The 17,845-nt window shown below is 55.3% G+C and carries 17 protein-coding genes and 1 pseudogene; 8 read left to right on the top strand and 10 right to left on the bottom strand.

Annotation, left to right across the window (positions count from 1 at the left end; genetic code table 11):
• Window positions 1-2 precede the first annotated feature (2 nt).
• Window positions 3-923: a ribokinase gene (gene rbsK, locus HF679_RS18620; RefSeq protein ID WP_123757024.1), complete on the bottom strand. Its 921-nt coding sequence runs from the start codon at window positions 921-923 to the stop codon at window positions 3-5.
• A 336-nt stretch (window positions 924-1,259) separates the two neighbouring features.
• On the opposite strand from rbsK, the gene HF679_RS18615 reads away from it, so the two are divergent.
• Window positions 1,260-2,051, top strand: a complete 792-nt coding sequence (locus HF679_RS18615) for a DeoR family transcriptional regulator (protein ID WP_123757023.1) — start codon at window positions 1,260-1,262, stop codon at window positions 2,049-2,051.
• A gap of 1 nt (window position 2,052) precedes the next feature.
• On the opposite strand, the gene ilvN is transcribed toward HF679_RS18615, so the two are convergent.
• From ilvN to ivbL, 3 genes are all read right to left on the bottom strand, one after another.
• On the bottom strand, window positions 2,053-2,343 hold the full coding sequence (ilvN, locus tag HF679_RS18610; RefSeq protein ID WP_123757022.1) for an acetolactate synthase small subunit: 291 nt from the start codon (window positions 2,341-2,343) through the stop codon (window positions 2,053-2,055).
• A gap of 3 nt (window positions 2,344-2,346) precedes the next feature.
• Window positions 2,347-4,035 (bottom strand): acetolactate synthase large subunit, encoded by a 1,689-nt coding sequence (ilvB, locus tag HF679_RS18605; protein ID WP_123757021.1) that lies wholly within the window; start codon window positions 4,033-4,035, stop codon window positions 2,347-2,349.
• Window positions 4,036-4,136: 101 nt separating this feature from the next.
• Entirely contained in the window at window positions 4,137-4,232 is a 96-nt protein-coding gene (gene ivbL / locus HF679_RS18600; protein ID WP_123757020.1) for an ilvB operon leader peptide IvbL, read from the bottom strand.
• A gap of 548 nt (window positions 4,233-4,780) precedes the next feature.
• Here ivbL and tisB point away from each other — a divergent pair.
• From tisB to emrD, 4 genes and pseudogenes are all read left to right on the top strand, one after another.
• Window positions 4,781-4,895 (top strand): annotated as a pseudogene (gene tisB, locus HF679_RS18595) (type I toxin-antitoxin system toxin TisB); the annotation flags it as partial.
• 90 nt (window positions 4,896-4,985) lie between these two features.
• On the top strand, window positions 4,986-5,432 hold the full coding sequence (locus tag HF679_RS18590) for a GNAT family N-acetyltransferase (RefSeq protein ID WP_123757018.1): 447 nt from the start codon (window positions 4,986-4,988) through the stop codon (window positions 5,430-5,432).
• A gap of 67 nt (window positions 5,433-5,499) precedes the next feature.
• Window positions 5,500-6,333, top strand: a complete 834-nt coding sequence (locus HF679_RS18585) for a DMT family transporter (protein WP_187042280.1) — start codon at window positions 5,500-5,502, stop codon at window positions 6,331-6,333.
• A 175-nt stretch (window positions 6,334-6,508) separates the two neighbouring features.
• The gene (gene emrD / locus HF679_RS18580) at window positions 6,509-7,693 is read left to right on the top strand and encodes a multidrug efflux MFS transporter EmrD (RefSeq protein ID WP_123757016.1); all 1,185 of its coding nucleotides are present in this window, start codon (window positions 6,509-6,511) and stop codon (window positions 7,691-7,693) included.
• 88 nt (window positions 7,694-7,781) lie between these two features.
• Here emrD and dsdC read toward each other — a convergent pair whose 3' ends face one another.
• Window positions 7,782-8,708 carry a DNA-binding transcriptional regulator DsdC gene (gene dsdC, locus HF679_RS18575; protein WP_123757015.1) on the bottom strand — a complete coding sequence of 309 codons (927 nt, stop codon included), beginning with the start codon at window positions 8,706-8,708 and terminating at the stop codon, window positions 7,782-7,784.
• 225 nt (window positions 8,709-8,933) lie between these two features.
• On the opposite strand from dsdC, the gene dsdX reads away from it, so the two are divergent.
• The gene (gene dsdX / locus HF679_RS18570; protein WP_123757014.1) at window positions 8,934-10,271 is read left to right on the top strand and encodes a D-serine transporter DsdX; all 1,338 of its coding nucleotides are present in this window, start codon (window positions 8,934-8,936) and stop codon (window positions 10,269-10,271) included.
• 17 nt (window positions 10,272-10,288) lie between these two features.
• Complete coding sequence (gene dsdA / locus HF679_RS18565; protein WP_123757013.1) at window positions 10,289-11,617, top strand: D-serine ammonia-lyase; 1,329 nt, start codon at window positions 10,289-10,291, stop codon at window positions 11,615-11,617.
• Here dsdA and HF679_RS18560 read toward each other — a convergent pair.
• From HF679_RS18560 to HF679_RS18540, 5 genes are all read right to left on the bottom strand, one after another.
• Window positions 11,614-12,750, bottom strand: a complete 1,137-nt coding sequence (locus HF679_RS18560) for an anaerobic sulfatase maturase (protein WP_261802951.1) — start codon at window positions 12,748-12,750, stop codon at window positions 11,614-11,616. The two genes, dsdA and HF679_RS18560, sit on opposite strands and share 4 nt — an antisense overlap.
• Window positions 12,750-13,112 (bottom strand): DUF202 domain-containing protein, encoded by a 363-nt coding sequence (locus HF679_RS18555; protein ID WP_123757012.1) that lies wholly within the window; start codon window positions 13,110-13,112, stop codon window positions 12,750-12,752. Before HF679_RS18555 ends, HF679_RS18560 begins: the two co-directional genes overlap by 1 nt.
• Window positions 13,102-13,449: a YidH family protein gene (locus HF679_RS18550; RefSeq protein WP_123757011.1), complete on the bottom strand. Its 348-nt coding sequence runs from the start codon at window positions 13,447-13,449 to the stop codon at window positions 13,102-13,104. Before HF679_RS18550 ends, HF679_RS18555 begins: the two co-directional genes overlap by 11 nt.
• A 125-nt stretch (window positions 13,450-13,574) precedes the next feature.
• On the bottom strand, window positions 13,575-15,068 hold the full coding sequence (locus tag HF679_RS18545) for a sulfatase-like hydrolase/transferase (RefSeq protein WP_123757010.1): 1,494 nt from the start codon (window positions 15,066-15,068) through the stop codon (window positions 13,575-13,577).
• Window positions 15,065-16,783 carry a solute:sodium symporter family transporter gene (locus HF679_RS18540; protein WP_123757009.1) on the bottom strand — a complete coding sequence of 573 codons (1,719 nt, stop codon included), beginning with the start codon at window positions 16,781-16,783 and terminating at the stop codon, window positions 15,065-15,067. Before HF679_RS18540 ends, HF679_RS18545 begins: the two co-directional genes overlap by 4 nt.
• Before the next feature lie 170 nt (window positions 16,784-16,953).
• Between HF679_RS18540 and HF679_RS18535 the strand changes: the two genes are divergently transcribed.
• A complete protein-coding gene (locus tag HF679_RS18535; protein WP_123757008.1) occupies window positions 16,954-17,817 on the top strand; it encodes a helix-turn-helix transcriptional regulator in 864 nt (287 codons plus the stop codon).
• Window positions 17,818-17,845: the final 28 nt, after the last annotated feature.

Genomic DNA, 17,845 nt, shown 5'->3' with positions numbered 1-17,845 from the left:
GATTATTCGTTTAACGACAGATACTCATTAAACTGCTCGATACTGGGATAAGATGATTGGGTGCCTTTTCCGGTGACGCTAAATGCGGCAAACAGGGAGGCTTTTTTCATGGCGAATTCAACATCTCCGCTCTGAACATAGTAGTGGGCAAAACAGCCGATAAAGGCGTCACCCGCGCCGCTAGTATCCACCGCGCTGACCTTAAATGCCGGGACGTGGACCTCCTGGTCGCGGGTCATCCAGAGTGCGCCTTTCTCGCCCATGGTCACAATAATATTGTTGAGGCCTCTTTCAATAAGGCTGCGGGCGGCGAGGCAAATATTATCGTAAGAGTCCACCGGCAAGCCGGTTAATATTTCAAGCTCGGTTTCATTCGGGACAAAGAAATCGCATTTGCAGGCATAGGACATATCTAATTCACGCAATGCCGGCGCCGGGTTTAATAACACTTCAATGCCGTGCTTTTTACCAAATTCGATCGCGTGATATACCGTTTCCAGCTGGACCTCAAGCTGTAAAACAATCAACTGACATTTTTTTAAATCATCGGCAGCGCGGTCGATATCTTCCGGTGAGAGAAATTTATTGGCACCTTTAATAATAAGGATGCTGTTACTGGAGTTGGCATTGACGAAGATCGGCGCCACACCGCTGCTGGTGCAGGGGACCTTTTCAACATAGGTGGTATTGATGCCCCAGGATTCGAGATTGCGAATGGTGTTATCCGCAAAGATGTCATCGCCCACCTTGGTCAGCATCATGACTTTCGAGTTGAGCTTGGCGGCCGCGACCGCCTGGTTTGCCCCTTTGCCACCGCAGCCAATTTTGAACGCCGGTGCCTCAAGGGTTTCGCCCTCTTTTGGCATCTGGTTGGTGTAGGTGATGAGATCCACCATATTGGAGCCGATAACCGCGATATCCATTTTTACTACCTCTCAGAAACAATCACACAACAATGATATTATCGTAACATTATCATGTTACTTTCGTACCATTTGTGACCATGATCGCGATTGCGTTATCATTATCTGTTTATTTATCGCACACAAAAAATGAGTGATACGGCGAAAAATTAAAAAAAAGATAACCAAAACAATCATAACAAACTGAAAATAAAGTATTTATCATGATAAAAACGCGATCTGTCAGGCTTTTAATTCCCGCTGGCTCACAGTATAGTGATGTGAATGCAGGATGTTTCTTCAGGCGCAAAAATGTTACCAGAGGAACATTTGCGAGATAAATTGCGGAGAGAGTGAATGGAGACCAAGCAAAAAGAACGTATACGCCGCTTGATGGAACTGCTGAAGAAAACCGACCGCATCCATCTCAAAGAGGCCGCGCGTATGCTGGAGGTCTCTGTGATGACCATCCGCCGGGATCTCAGCCAGGAGCATGACTCGCCGCTGCCGCTTACGCTGCTCGGCGGCTACGTGGTGATGGTAAACAGGCCGTCAGCCCCGTCGCTCACCGCCGCCGTTGCGCCAAAACAGGCTCATCATCGTGACGATTTGCCGATTGCGATTCTCGCCGCGGGCCTGGTGAGTGAAAACGATCTGGTGTTTTTTGATAACGGCAGCGAAATGCCGCTGGTTATCAGTATGATCCCCGATGACATTGCCTTTACCGGCATTTGTTACTCGCATCGGGTGTTTATGGCCCTGAATGAAAAGCCCAACGCCACCGCCATTTTGTGTGGCGGTACCTATCGGGCCAAAAGCGATGCCTTCTACGATACCAGCAACCCTTCGGCGCTGGATTCGCTGAACCCGCGGAAAGTGTTTATCTCCGCCAGCGGGGTACACGAACATTTTGGCGTCAGCTGGTTTAACCCCGAAGACCTCGCCACCAAACGTAAAGCGATGGATCGCGGTCTGCGGAAAATCCTGCTCGCGCGCTATGCGCTGTTCGACGATGTGGCGCCTGCCAGTATCGCCCCGCTGTCGACATTTGACGTGCTGATCAGCGATCGTCCATTACCGGCAGACTATGCCGCCCACTGCCGGAATGGTTCGGTCAACGTTATCACGCCGGATACTGAGAGCGAGTAACTCATTCAAAGAAGACGGCTATTTTATTAAACATCGAAGGATCGGACTGGTTACGCGCGACCTTCACCACATCTTCCAGCTTTTCAATCTGGCTGATCATCTGCCCTAGCCGCTGGTCATCGTTGACCAGTAGCCAGATTCGGCTGTGGTTACTGTTCTGAATAGGCAAACAGAGAATGCCTTCCACGTTAAACGCGCGGCGGGCAAACAGCCCGCAAACGTGGGTCATTACCCCTGGGTGGTTGCGGACGGTGAGTTCCAGAATAACGTTGTCATGAGTCTGCTGTTGCATGGTTTATTCCCCCACCATTTCTGTATTTGCCGCTCCCGGCGGAACCATCGGATAGACTTTCTCTTCGGCATCAATGCGCACGTGAATCAGGGCCGGGCCAGGACGGTCAATGATCGCCTGCAGCGCCGCCTGCGGGTCGGCTTCGTTATTTAAATCACAGGTTTGCAGACCAAAACCGGCGGCAATCTGCATGAAGTTGATCATCCCCGGGTAGGTTGCGGCAAAAACGCCCTGCTGATAGAACAGGCTCTGCTGCTGATACACCAGCCCCAGCGCTTCGTTGTTCATCAGGATGATTTTAACATCCAGCTGATTCTCCGCCGCGGTGGCCATCTCCTGAATGTTCATCATCAGGCTGCCGTCGCCGGAGAAGCAGATCACTTTACGCTGCGGATTAGCCAGCGCGGCACCCACCGCTGCCGGCAGGCCAAAGCCCATGGTTCCCAACCCGCCGGAGGTCAGCCACTGGCGCGGACGGTTCAACGGATAGGCCTGGGCAACCCACATCTGATGCTGACCAACGTCGGTGGTAATGATCGCCTCGTCATCGACACAGGCGGCCACGGCGTTGATCAGGCCGTAGTGGGCCAGCGGATCGCGCTGCTGCGGAATGGTGGACGGAAACTCGCGTTGCAGGTCCGCCACCAGCTGGCGCCACTCGTCACGCGGCTGCGAGGCCACCAGCGGGATCAGCTGCGCCAGAACGTCGGCAACGTCCCCCTGAATCGCGACGTGCGGCTGCTTGATTTTGCCCAGCTCGGAACGATCGATATCGACGTGGATAATTTTCGCATTCGGGCAGAACTGCTCGGTTTTACCAATCGCCCGGTCATCAAAACGCGCGCCTAAAACAATCAGTAAATCAGACTCTTGCAAGATGAAGTTGGTGCTGCGTGCGCCGTGCATACCCAGCATGCCTAACGAGAGCGGGTGCGCCTTCGGCAGCATACCCAGCGCCATCAGGGTCAGGGTGGTAGGCAGGTTGGCTTTTTCAGCCAGCGCGCGAACCTGATCCCCGGCGTTAATCACGCCGCCGCCCAGATACAGCACCGGACGCTGCGCCGCATTGATCATCGCCGCCGCATCCTGAACGCTGGTGCTGTCAAACGTCGGGGTCGGCGCGCGGGTACCTGGCTCCGGTAACACCGCCAGCTCGATGGTTGCCGTCTGCACATCCTTAGGAATATCTATCCACACCGGACCCGGGCGGCCGGACTGCGCGATACGAAACGCGTCGCTCATCACCTGCGGCAGCTCAGCGATGTCGCGAACCAGGTAGTTGTGTTTCGTGATGGGGATAGAGATACCGTAGGTGTCGACTTCCTGGAACGCGTCGGTGCCGATCATCGATGCCGGCACCTGGCCGGTAATACAAACCAGCGGAATGGAGTCCAGGCGGGCATCGGCGATGGCGGTGATCAGGTTGGTGGCGCCCGGCCCGCTACAGGCCATACAGACCGCGGGTTTACCTTCGGTACGCGCCATCCCCTGGGCGATAAAGCCCGCGCCCTGCTCGTGACGCGCCAGGACGTGACGAATCTGCGTGCTTTGGCTTAATGCATCATAGATAGGGAGAATTGAGCCGCCCGGGATACCCGCAACGGTGGTGATCCCCTGACGCTCCAGTAAATGAACAACTAACTGCGCGCCGGTGAAGCGCATTTTTTCTGATGTTGTGCCCGAACTTGCCATGCTCCAGTCCTTTTATTCTGGGCCGACTTACCGGGCGAGTGTCGAAAAAAAACCCCGCTCGGTTTGCGCCGGCGGGGTTTGGAATCGTGTTGTTCCGGACCCTACGGCGCATTGCCGACGACGACCACCACACGCACGACGACCACCGCGGCAGGCGCGGTTTTTAGTAGAGTCGACGTCAGAATGGAAGTGTTCATTAGGGACCTGTTGTGCGAAAAATTAACTGAATTTATACAAACACAGCTGCCGCCATTACACAACGGAATTATTTTCATCCACGAGTATTTGCGTAAGGGATCACAATTTTTCGTCTGACGCACAAAAACAAAAAACCCCGCCGCAGCGAGGTTTTTGTCAGCATGTTTACGGCTGGTAACCGCAAGTACACTGTATTACGTCAACGGTGAAAGTATACGCGCGCGCCGGCGTTGACGCAATTTTCACGCGGCTGTCGCCGAAATTGAGTATGGAAGGCGGGTGCCAGATTGTCCAGAAAATACTGTTTAAATATACAGTATTTGTTTATACTGAATGCGTACACGTTGTGTTATTCGGGGCCGCATGTTTTACCGGCGCAATGAAGTCCTGGCTGAAACGGGTGGTGCCGTCAGCGCCTTAACCCCGAGAGAGCACACTGTGTTACGTCAACAAATACGCCACTGTGTTCCGGGCACACCAACGTACCCGGGCGGGCGGCGTATCCCCTCGCTGGCAACAGGCGGCGGAAAGGTACGCCAGCGGGTCGTGCTCCTCTACCAGAGGAGACGCGTATGGGCGCGATGGATATTATTGTTCTTATCCTGAGACTCATGGTTGCCGTGTTGCAACTGCTTGATGCAGTCCTGAGACAGCCTCGCTGATTCAGGTTCAAGTCGCACCTGAGAGGGGCGGGAAACCGCCCCTCTACAGGCGGTACCCCATCACCTGATGCCGACTAACTGGAGAAAATCATGCCACCGTTGTTGATTCGCCCTGTCACCCCGGAGACCCCCGGCTTTCTTGCCCTGCGCAGCGAAAGCCTGGAGCAACAATTTGCCATGCTGCGTCGCCTGACGGAGAACTGGCAAAGCGGTAAAAACCGCTTTAATGCACCGGGCGAGAAACTGCTGGGCGCCTTTGTTGCCGGACAGCTGGTTGGGGTCTGCGGGCTGAATGTTGACCCGTACAGTCAGCAACCGCGGGCCGGGCGTATTCGTCATTTATATATCCGCGAAGCTTCGCGTCGCCAGCGTGTCGGGCAGCAGCTGCTGGTATCGGTGATAACCCATTCCGGCCACTGGTTCGATTTTCTCAACACCCACGCGCCGTCGTCGGCGTGGCCCTTTTATGAAACCCTGGGGTTTCGCCCGGTTTATGATGAGCCGCGGGTCACGCATCGCCTGTTCTGCTCCCTTTAAGGGCCGCTGGCTGGTGGAAAACGCCCGTGTTACAGTGCCATAACATAGCCACTGACCGTCTCCTACGATGACCATTAGCGTTTTCTGCATTCTGCTGTTCGCCGCCCTGCTGCATGCCAGCTGGAATGCCATCGTCAAAGCCAGCGGCGATAAGATGTATGCCGCTATCGGCGTGAGCGGTTCTGCCGCGCTGATCGCCATGGTCGCGCTGCCTTTCGCGCCGCAGCCAGGCCTTGCCAGCGCGCCGTATCTGGTCCTCTCCAGCGCCTTACAGGTGGTCTACACCGTGCTGGTGGCTAAAACCTATCAGGTCTCGGATATGAGCCAGACCTACCCGCTGATGCGCGGCACCGCGCCGCTGCTGGTGGCGATTATCAGCGTCGCCGTGCTCGGCGATTCACTGTCACCGCTGGCCTGGAGCGGTATTGCCGTGATCTGCCTGGCAATCCTTGCGATGGCCTTCAATGGCCGCGCCAGCTCCCGCACCGGTATCATTCTCGCGCTGACCAACGCCTGTTTTATCGCCGGCTATACGCTGGTGGATGGCACCGGGGTTCGCCTGTCGGGCACCGCGCTGGGCTACACGCTGTGGTCCTTTTTTATGAACGGCTTCTGTTTGCTGAGCTGGTCAATGGTCGCCCGCCGGCGGGAAGCCAGCCGCTATCTGCGCCAGCACTGGAAAACCGGGCTGATCGGCGGGCTGAGCACCATGGGGTCGTATGGCCTGGCGCTGTGGGCCATGACCCAGGCGCCGCTGGCGGTGGTCGCGGCGCTGCGAGAAACCTCTATTTTATTCGGCGCTATCATCGCGTTGGTGCTGCTTAAAGAGAAGCTTATTGCCCTGCGTATCGTGGCCGCCTGCGGGATTGCGGCCGGGGCTATCCTGCTGCGCCTCTCCTGACGCACAATGGCAACATTTGTTGCCGATTATCGTTTACAAAACCTGCCTGGCATTCCTCACCAATCCTCGTCATGTGGTTGTACTGTCATTTTTATGTGGTAGATTCCTCCAGCATTAAAGGGATGTGCCAGTCACATATTCTTAATTTACTTCTATTATCAAAGTATTCATCGACATGAAACGGCATAAGAACTTCACTTTGTTGTTGATGCTGGTAGTGCTGGTGGCCGTAGGCCAGATGGCGCAGACCATTTATATTCCGGCGATCGCCGATATGGCTATTTCGCTGAACGCCCGTGAGGGCGCGGTACAAAGCGTAATGGCCGCCTATCTGCTGACCTATGGCGTATCGCAACTCTTCTACGGCCCGCTGTCTGACCGCGTGGGGCGACGCCCGGTGATCCTCATCGGGATGTCTATCTTTATGCTGGCGACGCTGGTTGCCATCACCACCCACAGTCTGACGGTGCTGATTATCGCCAGCGCGATTCAGGGCATGGGGACCGGTGTTGGGGGCGTCATGGCGCGTACCCTGCCGCGCGACCTGTACGAAGGTAGCCAGCTCAGACACGCCAATAGCCTGTTAAATATGGGGATTCTTGTCAGCCCGCTGCTGGCTCCGCTGATTGGCGGGATCCTCAATACCGTATGGAGCTGGCGTGCCTGCTACGCGTTCCTGTTGATCCTGTGCGCGGTGGTGACCTTCAGCATGGCACGCTGGATGCCGGAAACGCGCCCGGTCGGCGCGCCGCGTACCCGGCTGGCCACCAGCTATAAGACGCTTTTCGGCAATACTGCGTTCAACTGCTATCTGCTGATGTTGATTGGCGGTCTGGCGGGTATCGCCGTGTTTGAGGCCTGCTCCGGGGTGCTGCTGGGCGCCGTACTGGGCTTAAGCAGCATGGCGGTCAGTATTCTGTTTATCCTGCCGATTCCGGCGGCCTTCTTCGGGGCCTGGTTTGCCGGGCGTCCGAATAAGCGCTTCTCGACCCTGATGTGGCAATCGGTCATCTGCTGTCTGTTGGCAGGGGTGATGATGTGGATCCCTGGCCTGATGGGCGTCATGACCGTCTGGACGCTGCTGGTGCCTGCGGCGCTGTTTTTCTTTGGCGCCGGCATGCTGTTCCCGCTGGCGACCAGCGGCGCGATGGAGCCGTTCCCGTTCCTCGCCGGGACGGCAGGTGCGCTGGTTGGCGGGCTGCAAAATATCGGCTCCGGCGTGCTGGCCTGGCTCTCGGCGATGATGCCGCAGACCGGTCAGAGCAGCCTGGGATTGTTGATGATGCTGATGGGCCTGCTGATTCTGCTGTGCTGGCTGCCGCTGGCTTCACGCTTCAGCCGTCACCAGCAGCCGGTTTAACGCCCGGCGTCTCCCCCGGATGACGGCATACCAGCCTTATCCGGGCTACTCTCCGAAGCCCCGGTCAGCGTAGCGCAACCGGGGATTGTCAGCGCACCTGGCTTTGCAGCCAGTGGATAAACGCCTCGATTTTTGGCCACTGACGCCCCGCCAGGGTCGTCACATAGTAGTGCTGATGGCACTTCAGCGTCATATCACCAAAGGGGGCGATCAGTTCGCCGCTATCGATGCGTTTTTGCACCAGCCGTTTACGCCCCATCGCCACGCCGACATGGTTCATCGCCGCAATCACCGCTAAATCTGAACGATCGAAGCCAATTCCCGACGATTGTGGCAAATTCACCGCAAAATGCTGCGCCCAGCTAAACCACTCATCGGTGCCGGAGTCGTTGCTCCAGGCCTGGCGGTCATGCAGCAGCGTGCAATGCTGAAGATGCTCGGGGTGCTGCTGAAGCTGATGCTGACGGGCGTACTCCGCGGTACAAACCGGCACAATCGCCTCATCCATCAGAAAGTGGTGGGTGAGTTGCGATGAAGGTAAATCATCGAAATAGAGCGCCAGATCGATACCCGCGCGCTGCATATTGACGTTTTCGTTGCCGGTTAACACGGTCAGCGAGATAGACGGGTAGCGGCGAGTAAAATCCCCCAGCGCCGGGACCAGCCAGCATTGGGCAATCGACGGTCGCGAGTAAATGGTCAGGGTGCCGGACAGCTCCTGGTTTTTGATATCCAGAATTTCCTGGTTCAGGCTGTCCAGCGATGACTTCAGCGACCAGTAGACCCGCCGCCCTTCATGGGTTAACTCCACTTTGCGATGCGAGCGCACGAACAGCTGGATCCCCAGCTCCTCTTCCAGCTGATTTATCCGGTGACTCACCGCGCTGGGGGTGAGCGACAGCTCTTCCGCCGCCAGCGCGAAAGATTCATGCCGGGCGGCAACCTCAAAGGTATACAGTTTGGACAGCTGCCAGCCGTTCAGCAGCCGGTTGCCGATCTCTTTTCCCACATCCATCGTTCTTTTCCCTGTCATTTTTACCGTCAATGGTAAGCAAAATGGCTACGTCGCGCTGGTTTAAAGATGAAAAAAAGTGACCCATAGCGCAAATGCATGGCTTTTTTAGACCTTAATCACCACTTTGATTCAATCTGATTCACCTGAAGCGCCATTTATATCGTTTGTCAGCCGGTGACGTTTTTCTGTTCAATAGCCCCATCTAATACACAGGCGAGGTGGGGTATGGAATCTCAGATTTGGGTTGTGAGCACGCTACTCATCAGTATCGTGTTGATTGTACTAACTATCGTTAAGCTGAAATTTCACCCGTTTCTGGCGCTGCTGTTAGCCAGTTTCTTCGTCGGTGCAATGATGGGCATGAGCCCGCTGGATATGGTCAACGCCATTGAAAACGGCATCGGCGGCACCCTCGGCTTCCTGGCGGCGGTGATCGGTCTCGGGACCATCCTCGGGAAAATGATGGAGATTTCAGGCGCCGCCGAGCGGATCGGCCTGACGCTCCAGCGCTGCCGCTGGTTATCGGTCGATGTCATCATGGTGCTGGTTGGCCTGATCTGCGGGATTACGCTGTTTGTCGAAGTGGGCGTGGTGCTGCTGATCCCGCTGGCCTTCTCCATCGCTAAAAAGACCCACACCTCCCTGCTGAAGCTGGCGATCCCGCTGTGTACCGCATTAATGGCGGTGCATTGCGTGGTCCCGCCGCACCCGGCAGCGCTGTTCGTCGCCAACAAGCTCGGCGCCGATATCGGCACCGTGATTGTCTACGGCCTGCTGGTCGGGTTGATGGCCTCGCTGGTCGGCGGCCCGCTGTTCCTGAGACTGCTGGGTAATCGTCTGCCGTTCAAAGCGGTTCCCGCCGAGTTTTCAAATCTGGAAGTCCGTCAGGAAGAGACCCTGCCGTCCCTCGGCGCCACCCTGCTGACCATTCTGCTGCCGATTGCGCTGATGCTGGTGAAAACCGTGGCCGAGCTGAATATGACCCGGAGCGGCACGCTGTATATGCTGCTGGAGTTTATCGGCAACCCGATTACCGCCATGTTTATCGCCGTCTTCGTGGCCTACTACGTCCTCGGCATCCGCCAGAATATGAGCATGGGCACGCTGCTGACCCACACTGAAAATGGCTTCGGCTCGATTGCCAATATCCTGCTGATCATCGGCGCCGGCGGCGCGTTTAACGCCATCCTGAAGAGCAGCGGCCTGGCCGATTCGCTGGCGGTGATTCTGTCGGGCATGCATATGCACCCGATTCTGCTGGCCTGGCTGGTGGCGCTGATTCTGCACGCGGCGGTCGGTTCGGCCACCGTCGCCATGATGGGAGCGACCGCTATCGTGGCGCCAATGCTGCCGCTGTACCCAGGCGTAAGCCCGGAGATCATCGCCATTGCTATTGGTTCCGGCGCAATTGGCTGCACGATCGTCACCGATTCCCTGTTCTGGCTGGTAAAACAGTACTGCGGTGCGAGCCTGAGTGAGACGTTCAAATACTATACAACGGCCACATTTATCGCATCCTTGCTTGCACTTGCCTGCACGTTCCTGCTTTCTTTCATCATCTGAGCGCAAAGAGACGTCATATGAAAAACGCTGACATGACCACATTAATCACCCGGTTCCCGCTGCTGCAGGAGCTGATCGACCTGAAAGAAACCGCCTGGTTTAACCCGGCCACCACGTCACTGGCAGAAGGCTTACCCTACGTCGGCCTGACCAGCGAAGATGTTCAGGATGCCCGTGCGCGGCTGGAGCGCTTTGCGCCTTATCTGGCGCAGGCCTTCCCGGAAACCGCCGCTACCGGCGGGATTATTGAATCCGAGCTGGTGGCGATCCCGGCGATGAAAGCGCGGCTGGAGCAGGCATTTTCCGAGGCCATCGACGGTGAACTGCTGTTGAAAAAAGACAGCCATCTACCGGTTTCCGGCTCCATTAAAGCGCGCGGCGGAATTTATGAGGTCCTGACCCACGCGGAAAAACTGGTGCTGGAAGCGGGCCTGCTGACCACCGCAGATGACTACCGTCAACTGCTGACGCCGGCGTTTAAACAGTTCTTTAGCCAGTACAGCATCGCCGTGGGATCGACCGGTAACCTCGGGATGTCGATCGGCATCATGAGCGCCCGCATCGGCTTTAAGGTCACGGTGCATATGTCGGCCGACGCCCGGGCGTGGAAAAAAGCGAAACTGCGCAGCCACGGCGTGACGGTGGTGGAGTACGAGCAGGATTACGGCGTTGCGGTTGAACAGGGACGTAAGGCGGCGGAGGCCGATCCCAACTGCTTCTTTATTGATGACGAAAACTCACGCACGCTGTTCCTCGGCTATGCCGTCGCCGGTGAGCGCCTGAAAGCGCAGTTCGCGCAACAGGGGCGTGTGGTCGATGCCGATCATCCGCTGTTTGTCTATCTGCCGTGCGGCGTGGGCGGCGGCCCTGGCGGGGTGGCATTTGGCCTGAAGCTGGCCTTCGGTGACCATGTTCACTGCTTCTTCGCCGAACCGACCCACTCCCCTTGCATGCTGCTGGGGGTTCATACCGGGCTGCATGATGGTATTGCCGTCCAGGATCTCGGTATCGATAACCTGACCGCCGCCGATGGCCTGGCCGTTGGGCGCGCTTCCGGGTTTGTCGGCAGGGCGATGGAGCGTCTGCTGGATGGCTTCTATACCCTCAGCGACCAGTCGATGTACGACATGCTGGGTTGGCTGGCGCAAGCCGAAAATATTCGCCTGGAGCCATCCGCCCTGGCGGGGATGGCCGGGCCGCAGCGCGTCTGCGCCAGCAAGAGTTATCAGCAGATGCACGGCTTCAACGCCGGCCAGATGCACAATGCCACGCATCTGGTCTGGGCGACCGGCGGCGGCATGGTGCCGGAAGAGGAGATGGCGCAGTACCTGGCGAAAGGCCGCTAACGGTTTTCATCCAGGCCTTTGAAAAGGCCTGGAGATTCTCCCTGTTTTAATAACGCCATCAGCGTTGCCGGTGAACGTTGTCGCTTAATCAAATCTCGCATCATCCGCATTGATGGCGCCGAGTGGTAAAAAAACGCCCGGTATCCCTCACACAGAACGCTTTTCCCTGCTGTACGATGCTTTGGGCAATCGCCATGACAGAGGTGGCGAACCGGGCATCTCTGGCAGTCGTCGGACAGTGTGGCTTGTTTATACAGCCCGAATTCCCGCACTGCGTCGGTTTGATTGAGGCTGGAGATGGACGTCTGGTGAATATTGCCGAGTCGATATTGAGGATAAACATAGTGATCGCATTGATAGAGATCGCCGTTGGCCTCCAGGGCAAACGCCTGCCCGCATACTTCCGCCAGCGAACACATCTGCGAAGGATATCCGCACCAGACGCCCAGCGTTGAATCAAAAAGCTGAACGTATACGCGGCCAATATCTTCCCGGGCCCAAATATCAAATACCGTCTTCAGAAACGTCCCCCACTGCGCGGAGCTCACTGACTCAGGGTTATCGTGTTCAACCAACGGAATAAACTGCAAAAAAGGGGTGCCCAGCTCGCGCAGATAGCGATACAGCCGTTCCGGCTGCTGGCTGTTTTGCCGGTTGATGACGGTGAGTACATTGAATGAAACCCGATGGGCCCGCAGCTTCTCGATACCCGCCAGTACTTTATGATGTGTGGGGTGGCCACGCCGGTTGACCCGATACCGATCGTGCAGGTCCGCCGGACCATCCAATGAAATACCCACCAGCCACCCCTGCTGATGGAAGAAACGGCACCACTCATCGTTGAGCAGCAGACCATTGGTCTGGAAGGCATTGTCGATGTGTTTACCCTGACTATAGCGCTGTTGTAACACCACCACGCGACGGAAGAAATCCAGCCCGCACAGCGTTGGCTCGCCGCCTTGCCAGGCAAACTGTACCTCGGGTGCCGATTGCGCCGCGATATGCTGAGCCACAAACGCGTCGAGGGTCACGTCATCCATGACCGGCTGTTGAGGTTTGTCGATATAAAAGCAGTAGCGGCAATCAAGATTGCAGCGCGAACTGGCAGGTTTAGCCATCACCTGACATCTCATCAGGAAAACTCCCTGAAAAACAGAATGATTTTACTTACATGGGACGCTGCAAACAGTACGGAGAGAGCAAACACGGCGAGGGCGATTAGCAGTTTGTCACGCACGGAACGCGATTCGGAAAAGTCGCTTAGCGAGACATCCATCAACTGACGATGTCGGGTATAACGCCAAAGCACAATTGTTGCCACGGCCAGCACGCCGAGCGTTATCCAAAAGAGCGTGCCTGCCTGCTGACCCTGATGCTTAATCGCCAGCACCATTAAGGCGGCATAGCCCAAAAGGGTACGAAACCATGCCAGCGAGGTACGTTCCGGCTGTAATCCCGGATCGCTCTCTCTTCTTGCCCTACGCTTATCCGGCATACAGTACCAGACCCATGACAGCAGCGGCGACAAGCAGCAAAATCAGACTGATAATCAACAGCCCGCGCGTATAGGGAAGGTCCTCTTTCAGCCGCATCGCTTTTTCATTACGCAGCCAGCGGATATAGCCATAAATCGCCAGCCCGCCGGAAAACAGGCACAACAGCAGCGCAAGCACCTCACGAATCAGCGGCGTAGCAAAGTCTGGTGCCAGCTGATCCAGCCCAACGCCCGCGGCAAGAAAGCCCAATGCGGTACGAATCCATGCCAGAAAAGTGCGTTCGTTCGCCAGTGAGAAACGATAGTCCGGCGCTTCGCCGAGGCGGGAAATATTCATCATAGCTCCTTGAGCGGCTCCCGTTTGTCTAACATGCCAGTCATCCTGGTGATTGGCATGATGATAGCAAAGAGAGCCGTTATTAGGCCGGGTCGCGCACTTTCACCCGTGCCGCCAGACCACCATTAAAATTTCTGCGTTTTCTTTTCGACTTTCACCCCTTGCGTCGCAAGACCGGTATCGTAATCACGAACAACGGGCGAGTAGCCATCTTCAGGGCGCGGCCGAAAAGCGCCCATCCAGCGCGGCTGCGCATCCGGCCGCCAGGGCCGCAGGCTCCACTGATAGGTGCGGAACGGATCGCGTATTTTATCCATGTATTCCAGCAGGGCATCGTGCATCCGGCGACGAACGTCAGCGAGTTCAGACGCATCAATCAGATTCTCTAACTCATCCGGGTCATTGATCCTGTCGTAAAGCTCATCGCTGGTAAACAGGTTAAGCACCAGTTTCCAGCGATCTGTCACCCAACAACGCACCGGAATAAAGCCGCCAAAGCTATCATGCTCGATTTCATACCGGTTGAACTCCACCATCACCCCGCGGGAGGCATCGACGTTCAGGATATTTTCGCCTGGCAGGATATCCGGCTGGTCGATCCCTGCCAGCGCCATCATGGTGGGCAGCAAATCAATATGACTGACCGGCGTGTCAACCTGCTGCGATGTCCCACGCGGAGGGCGCATAATCAAAGGAATACGCGTGATATCATCGTACATCGCCGCCCCTTTGCTGATTAGCTTGTGGGCACCCATCATCTCGCCATGATCGGAAGTATAAATGACCCAGGTATTGTCACGCTGCTCAGGAGTTAACGCGTCGACGACTCTGCCTATCTGGTCGTCGACGAAATCATTGCAGGCAAAATAGAGTGGATGATGGTAGCTGCCATCTTCACCCACCGGAGAGGGCATGGCCTGCGACCACAGGCGGTGATGCTCCGGTTTGTCGTCCAGTGAGTCATGGGCCTTCGGCCCCAGCTGGTAGTAAAAATCCTGATACTTCTCCAGATAATTCACCGGGCAGGTAAACGGATGGTGCGGCTCATCATAAGAGACCACCATCAGGAAGGGCTCCCCAGAACGACCCGGCTGCTGCAGGAAGTCCACCGCGCGGTTACTGATGCGATGCGCCCAGGTAAAAGCTTCATCGATATTATTGGCCTGCAGGTCTTCGACACTGTTCAGCCCATTGCGCCACAGGCTGATTTCTTGCTCTGTCAGCTCTGCAAGATAATTCGCACCGTCAAACCAGTAGTCACGATCCCATTCCGGCGGACAGTCGCCGGTTCCGAAATAATCATGGCCATCAAGATGCCATTTTCCGATATAGCAGGTGTGATAGCCCGCATCTTTGAAATAGCGCCCCATCGTGGAGATATTTTTCCCCGGTGCGACGTTGTTTGTCCACGGACCGGACTGACTGGCATAAATACCGGTAAACAGCCCCGCACGAGCAGGCGTGCAGACCGGCGAGCAGGTATAGGCGGAATTAAAGCGGATCCCTTCCGCAGCCAGGTTATCAATATTGTTGGTATTGAGTGGCTTACCGCTATAACAGCCCACCATATTGGTCGCCTGTGTATCGGTCATAATGAATAAAAAATTGGGGCGACTCATGATTTTTCCTTAATGTCAGTAGCAGAGGGGGTTGTCTGGATGGTGCCGCGTGTACGACAGTGGCTATAAATCAGATACATCACCACCGCCGCCGTGATGGTGTAGCTACTCACCGCCAGCCAGCGTGTGCTGTACCCGCCAAATTCAGCCAGCCCGGCGTAAACACCAATCATGGCGAACAAAATGCCGACGGAGGCAATCTTCACATGCCGCCACGGCTGCATATCGACGGCGAAAGCGTCATGAAATTTGAATGGCGTGGCGCGCGGCTTAATAATGCCGATCACCAGCATCACTACGACGTTGATACAGAACGTACAGGCCAGAATGTAGAGAAAGTGGAAATCAAACTTCACCAGGTAGTTGATGGTGATGTAGCTGACAATCCCCAGCCCCATCGCCACTTTGGCGGCAATGGCCGGGATGCGTGGGAAAAAGAATCCCATGATAATGATCGTAACCAGCGGAACGTTATAAACCCCGTTAAGCTGTTTCATCCAGCTGTACAATCCCTGCGGCGCATTGGCGATCCACGGGGCGACGATCACGGAAATCACGGCGATGAAAAGACCAAACTTGCGTCCAACGCGCACCAGCTGATCCGGCTGGGCATCCTGGTTGATGATGCGGCGATAAATACCCATGCTGAACAAGGTGCTGGCGCTGTTTAAAAAACCGTTGAAGGTACTGATGACCGCGCCAAATAACACGGCACCGAAAAAGCCCACCAGCGGTAGCGGCAACACCTTGTTGACCAGTGTCGGATAGGCCATATCGGCACTCGGCAGATCCTGATAGAGATGAAAAGCAATTAACCCAGGGAGCACCAGAATGAGCGGGTCGAGCATTTTCAGTACGGCGGTCAGCAGTGCCCCTTTCTGCCCTTCAGCCAGGCTTTTTGACGCCAGGGTACGCTGAACAATCCCCTGATTCGTACACCAGTAGAAGGTATTCACCAGAATCAGGCCCGTGAACGCCGCGCCAAACGGTAGCGGGTCGGTGCTGCTGCCGATTGAGTTGAGTTTTTCGGCGTGCACAGTGGTCAATTGCACGATACCTTCAGAAAAGCTCCCTTTCCCCATAGCGATAAGCCCGAACACCGGCACCATCAAACCGCCAATCACCAGACCAATTCCGTTAATGGAATCGGCAATCGCCATAGCACGCATTCCGCCGATCACGGCATAGATAATCCCGGCCAGCCCCAACAAAATAACCAGCAGCCAGATAGCCGCCCCCTGCGCCAGCCCCAAGGATTCGCCAATATGAAACAGGCTGTTCAGCGCCAGTGCGCCGGAGTAGAGAACAATAGGTAAGAAACACACGCCGGTAGCTATCAGAAAACAGCAATCGATAATAATACGGGTGGTTTTATCGTACCGCTCTTCAAGAAAGTCCGGGATCGTCGCGATGCCTCGCTGCAAATAGCGCGGCAAAAAGATCAGTGCCAGGAAGATCAGCGTGACCGCCGAGGTCACTTCCCAGCCCATTACCGACATACCGCTTTTATAGGCCTGGCCGGATAATCCAACCAGTTGCTCGGTCGACAGGTTGGTTAACATCAGTGATGCGGCAATGACCGGTGCCTTCAGCGAACGTCCGGCAAGAAAATAACCTTGCTGTGAACCGGTATCCGTTTTTCTTACCTTTAACCAGGTAATGATAGCTACCAGCAGTGTAAAACCAACAAAGCTCAAAATTTGTATCGTATTCATCTTGTAGCCCTTGTTTATCATTATATCCCGGGGCTATCAGGTACAGGAGAATAGCTTATCCGGGTAAGGCGTTGAGATTAATAAAGTCAATGCAATGTATCCCTGAAGGGATCTCTTTTGCTAAAGTCACCGTTCAGGTTACCGGCATCATTCGCTGATGGGATTTTAAAATGAATGGAAAAATACATATTTCGCATGTAAAAAACGAAACCACGTATAACATCCCGTTAGTTCTGGAAGAAAATGTGATCTCAAGCGGGATTTCCCTGATCTCACTGTGGCATACCCTGGCGGATGAAAACTACCGTGTAAGCTGGCCACGAGATAAAAAGAAACCGCTAATAGCGAACTCGTGGGTAGCGATATATACCCTTCAGGGGTGCGGAACAATAATTCTGAAAGATAATTCTCAAATTACTCTGAATGGGAACTGCGTCATATTTTTAAAACCAACGGATATAAAATCCTATCACTGCGCCGGCTTAATTTGGGAACAGTACTGGATGGAGTTTATCCCCACCACGCTGATGCCACTACCAATATTTCAAACCGCAACAATTTATAATGGCAATGTATTTAATAGAGAACTCAGCGAAGTGGCAGCGTTGATTACCGAAAGCGATCCGCTAAAGAATAATCTGGCTGTCGCCTACCTCACTAAAATAATTTATCAGTGGATTTGCCTGATTGCGGAAAATGGTAATAAAGATCGCCAGTTGCAAAAGCTGGAAAATCTGATTGCCACGCTACATGCCAACCCGCAAAAGCGCTGGAGCGTAGCCGATATGGCTGATGCCATGCAGTGTAGCGAGCCCTGGTTACGACGCCTGTTCCTGCGCCATACCGGAAAAACACCAAAAGAATATTACCTCAATGCGCAACTGGAGTTGGCGCAGTCGTTATTAAAGCAGGAGGGAAGCTCGGTGAGTAAGGTCGCGGGAATGCTCAACTTCTTTGACTCTTTTCATTTTAGCAAGGCGTTTAAGCGTCGCTTTGGCTACGCGCCGTCGGAAGTACTAAATCGGAGGTGCTGATAATGAATGACCGGCACCCGATGGATGC

Source organism: Enterobacter sp. JUb54, from assembly GCF_014298075.1.
Classification (GTDB): domain Bacteria; phylum Pseudomonadota; class Gammaproteobacteria; order Enterobacterales; family Enterobacteriaceae; genus Klebsiella; species Klebsiella lignicola.
This window is presented reverse-complemented; position numbering and strand designations above follow the sequence as displayed.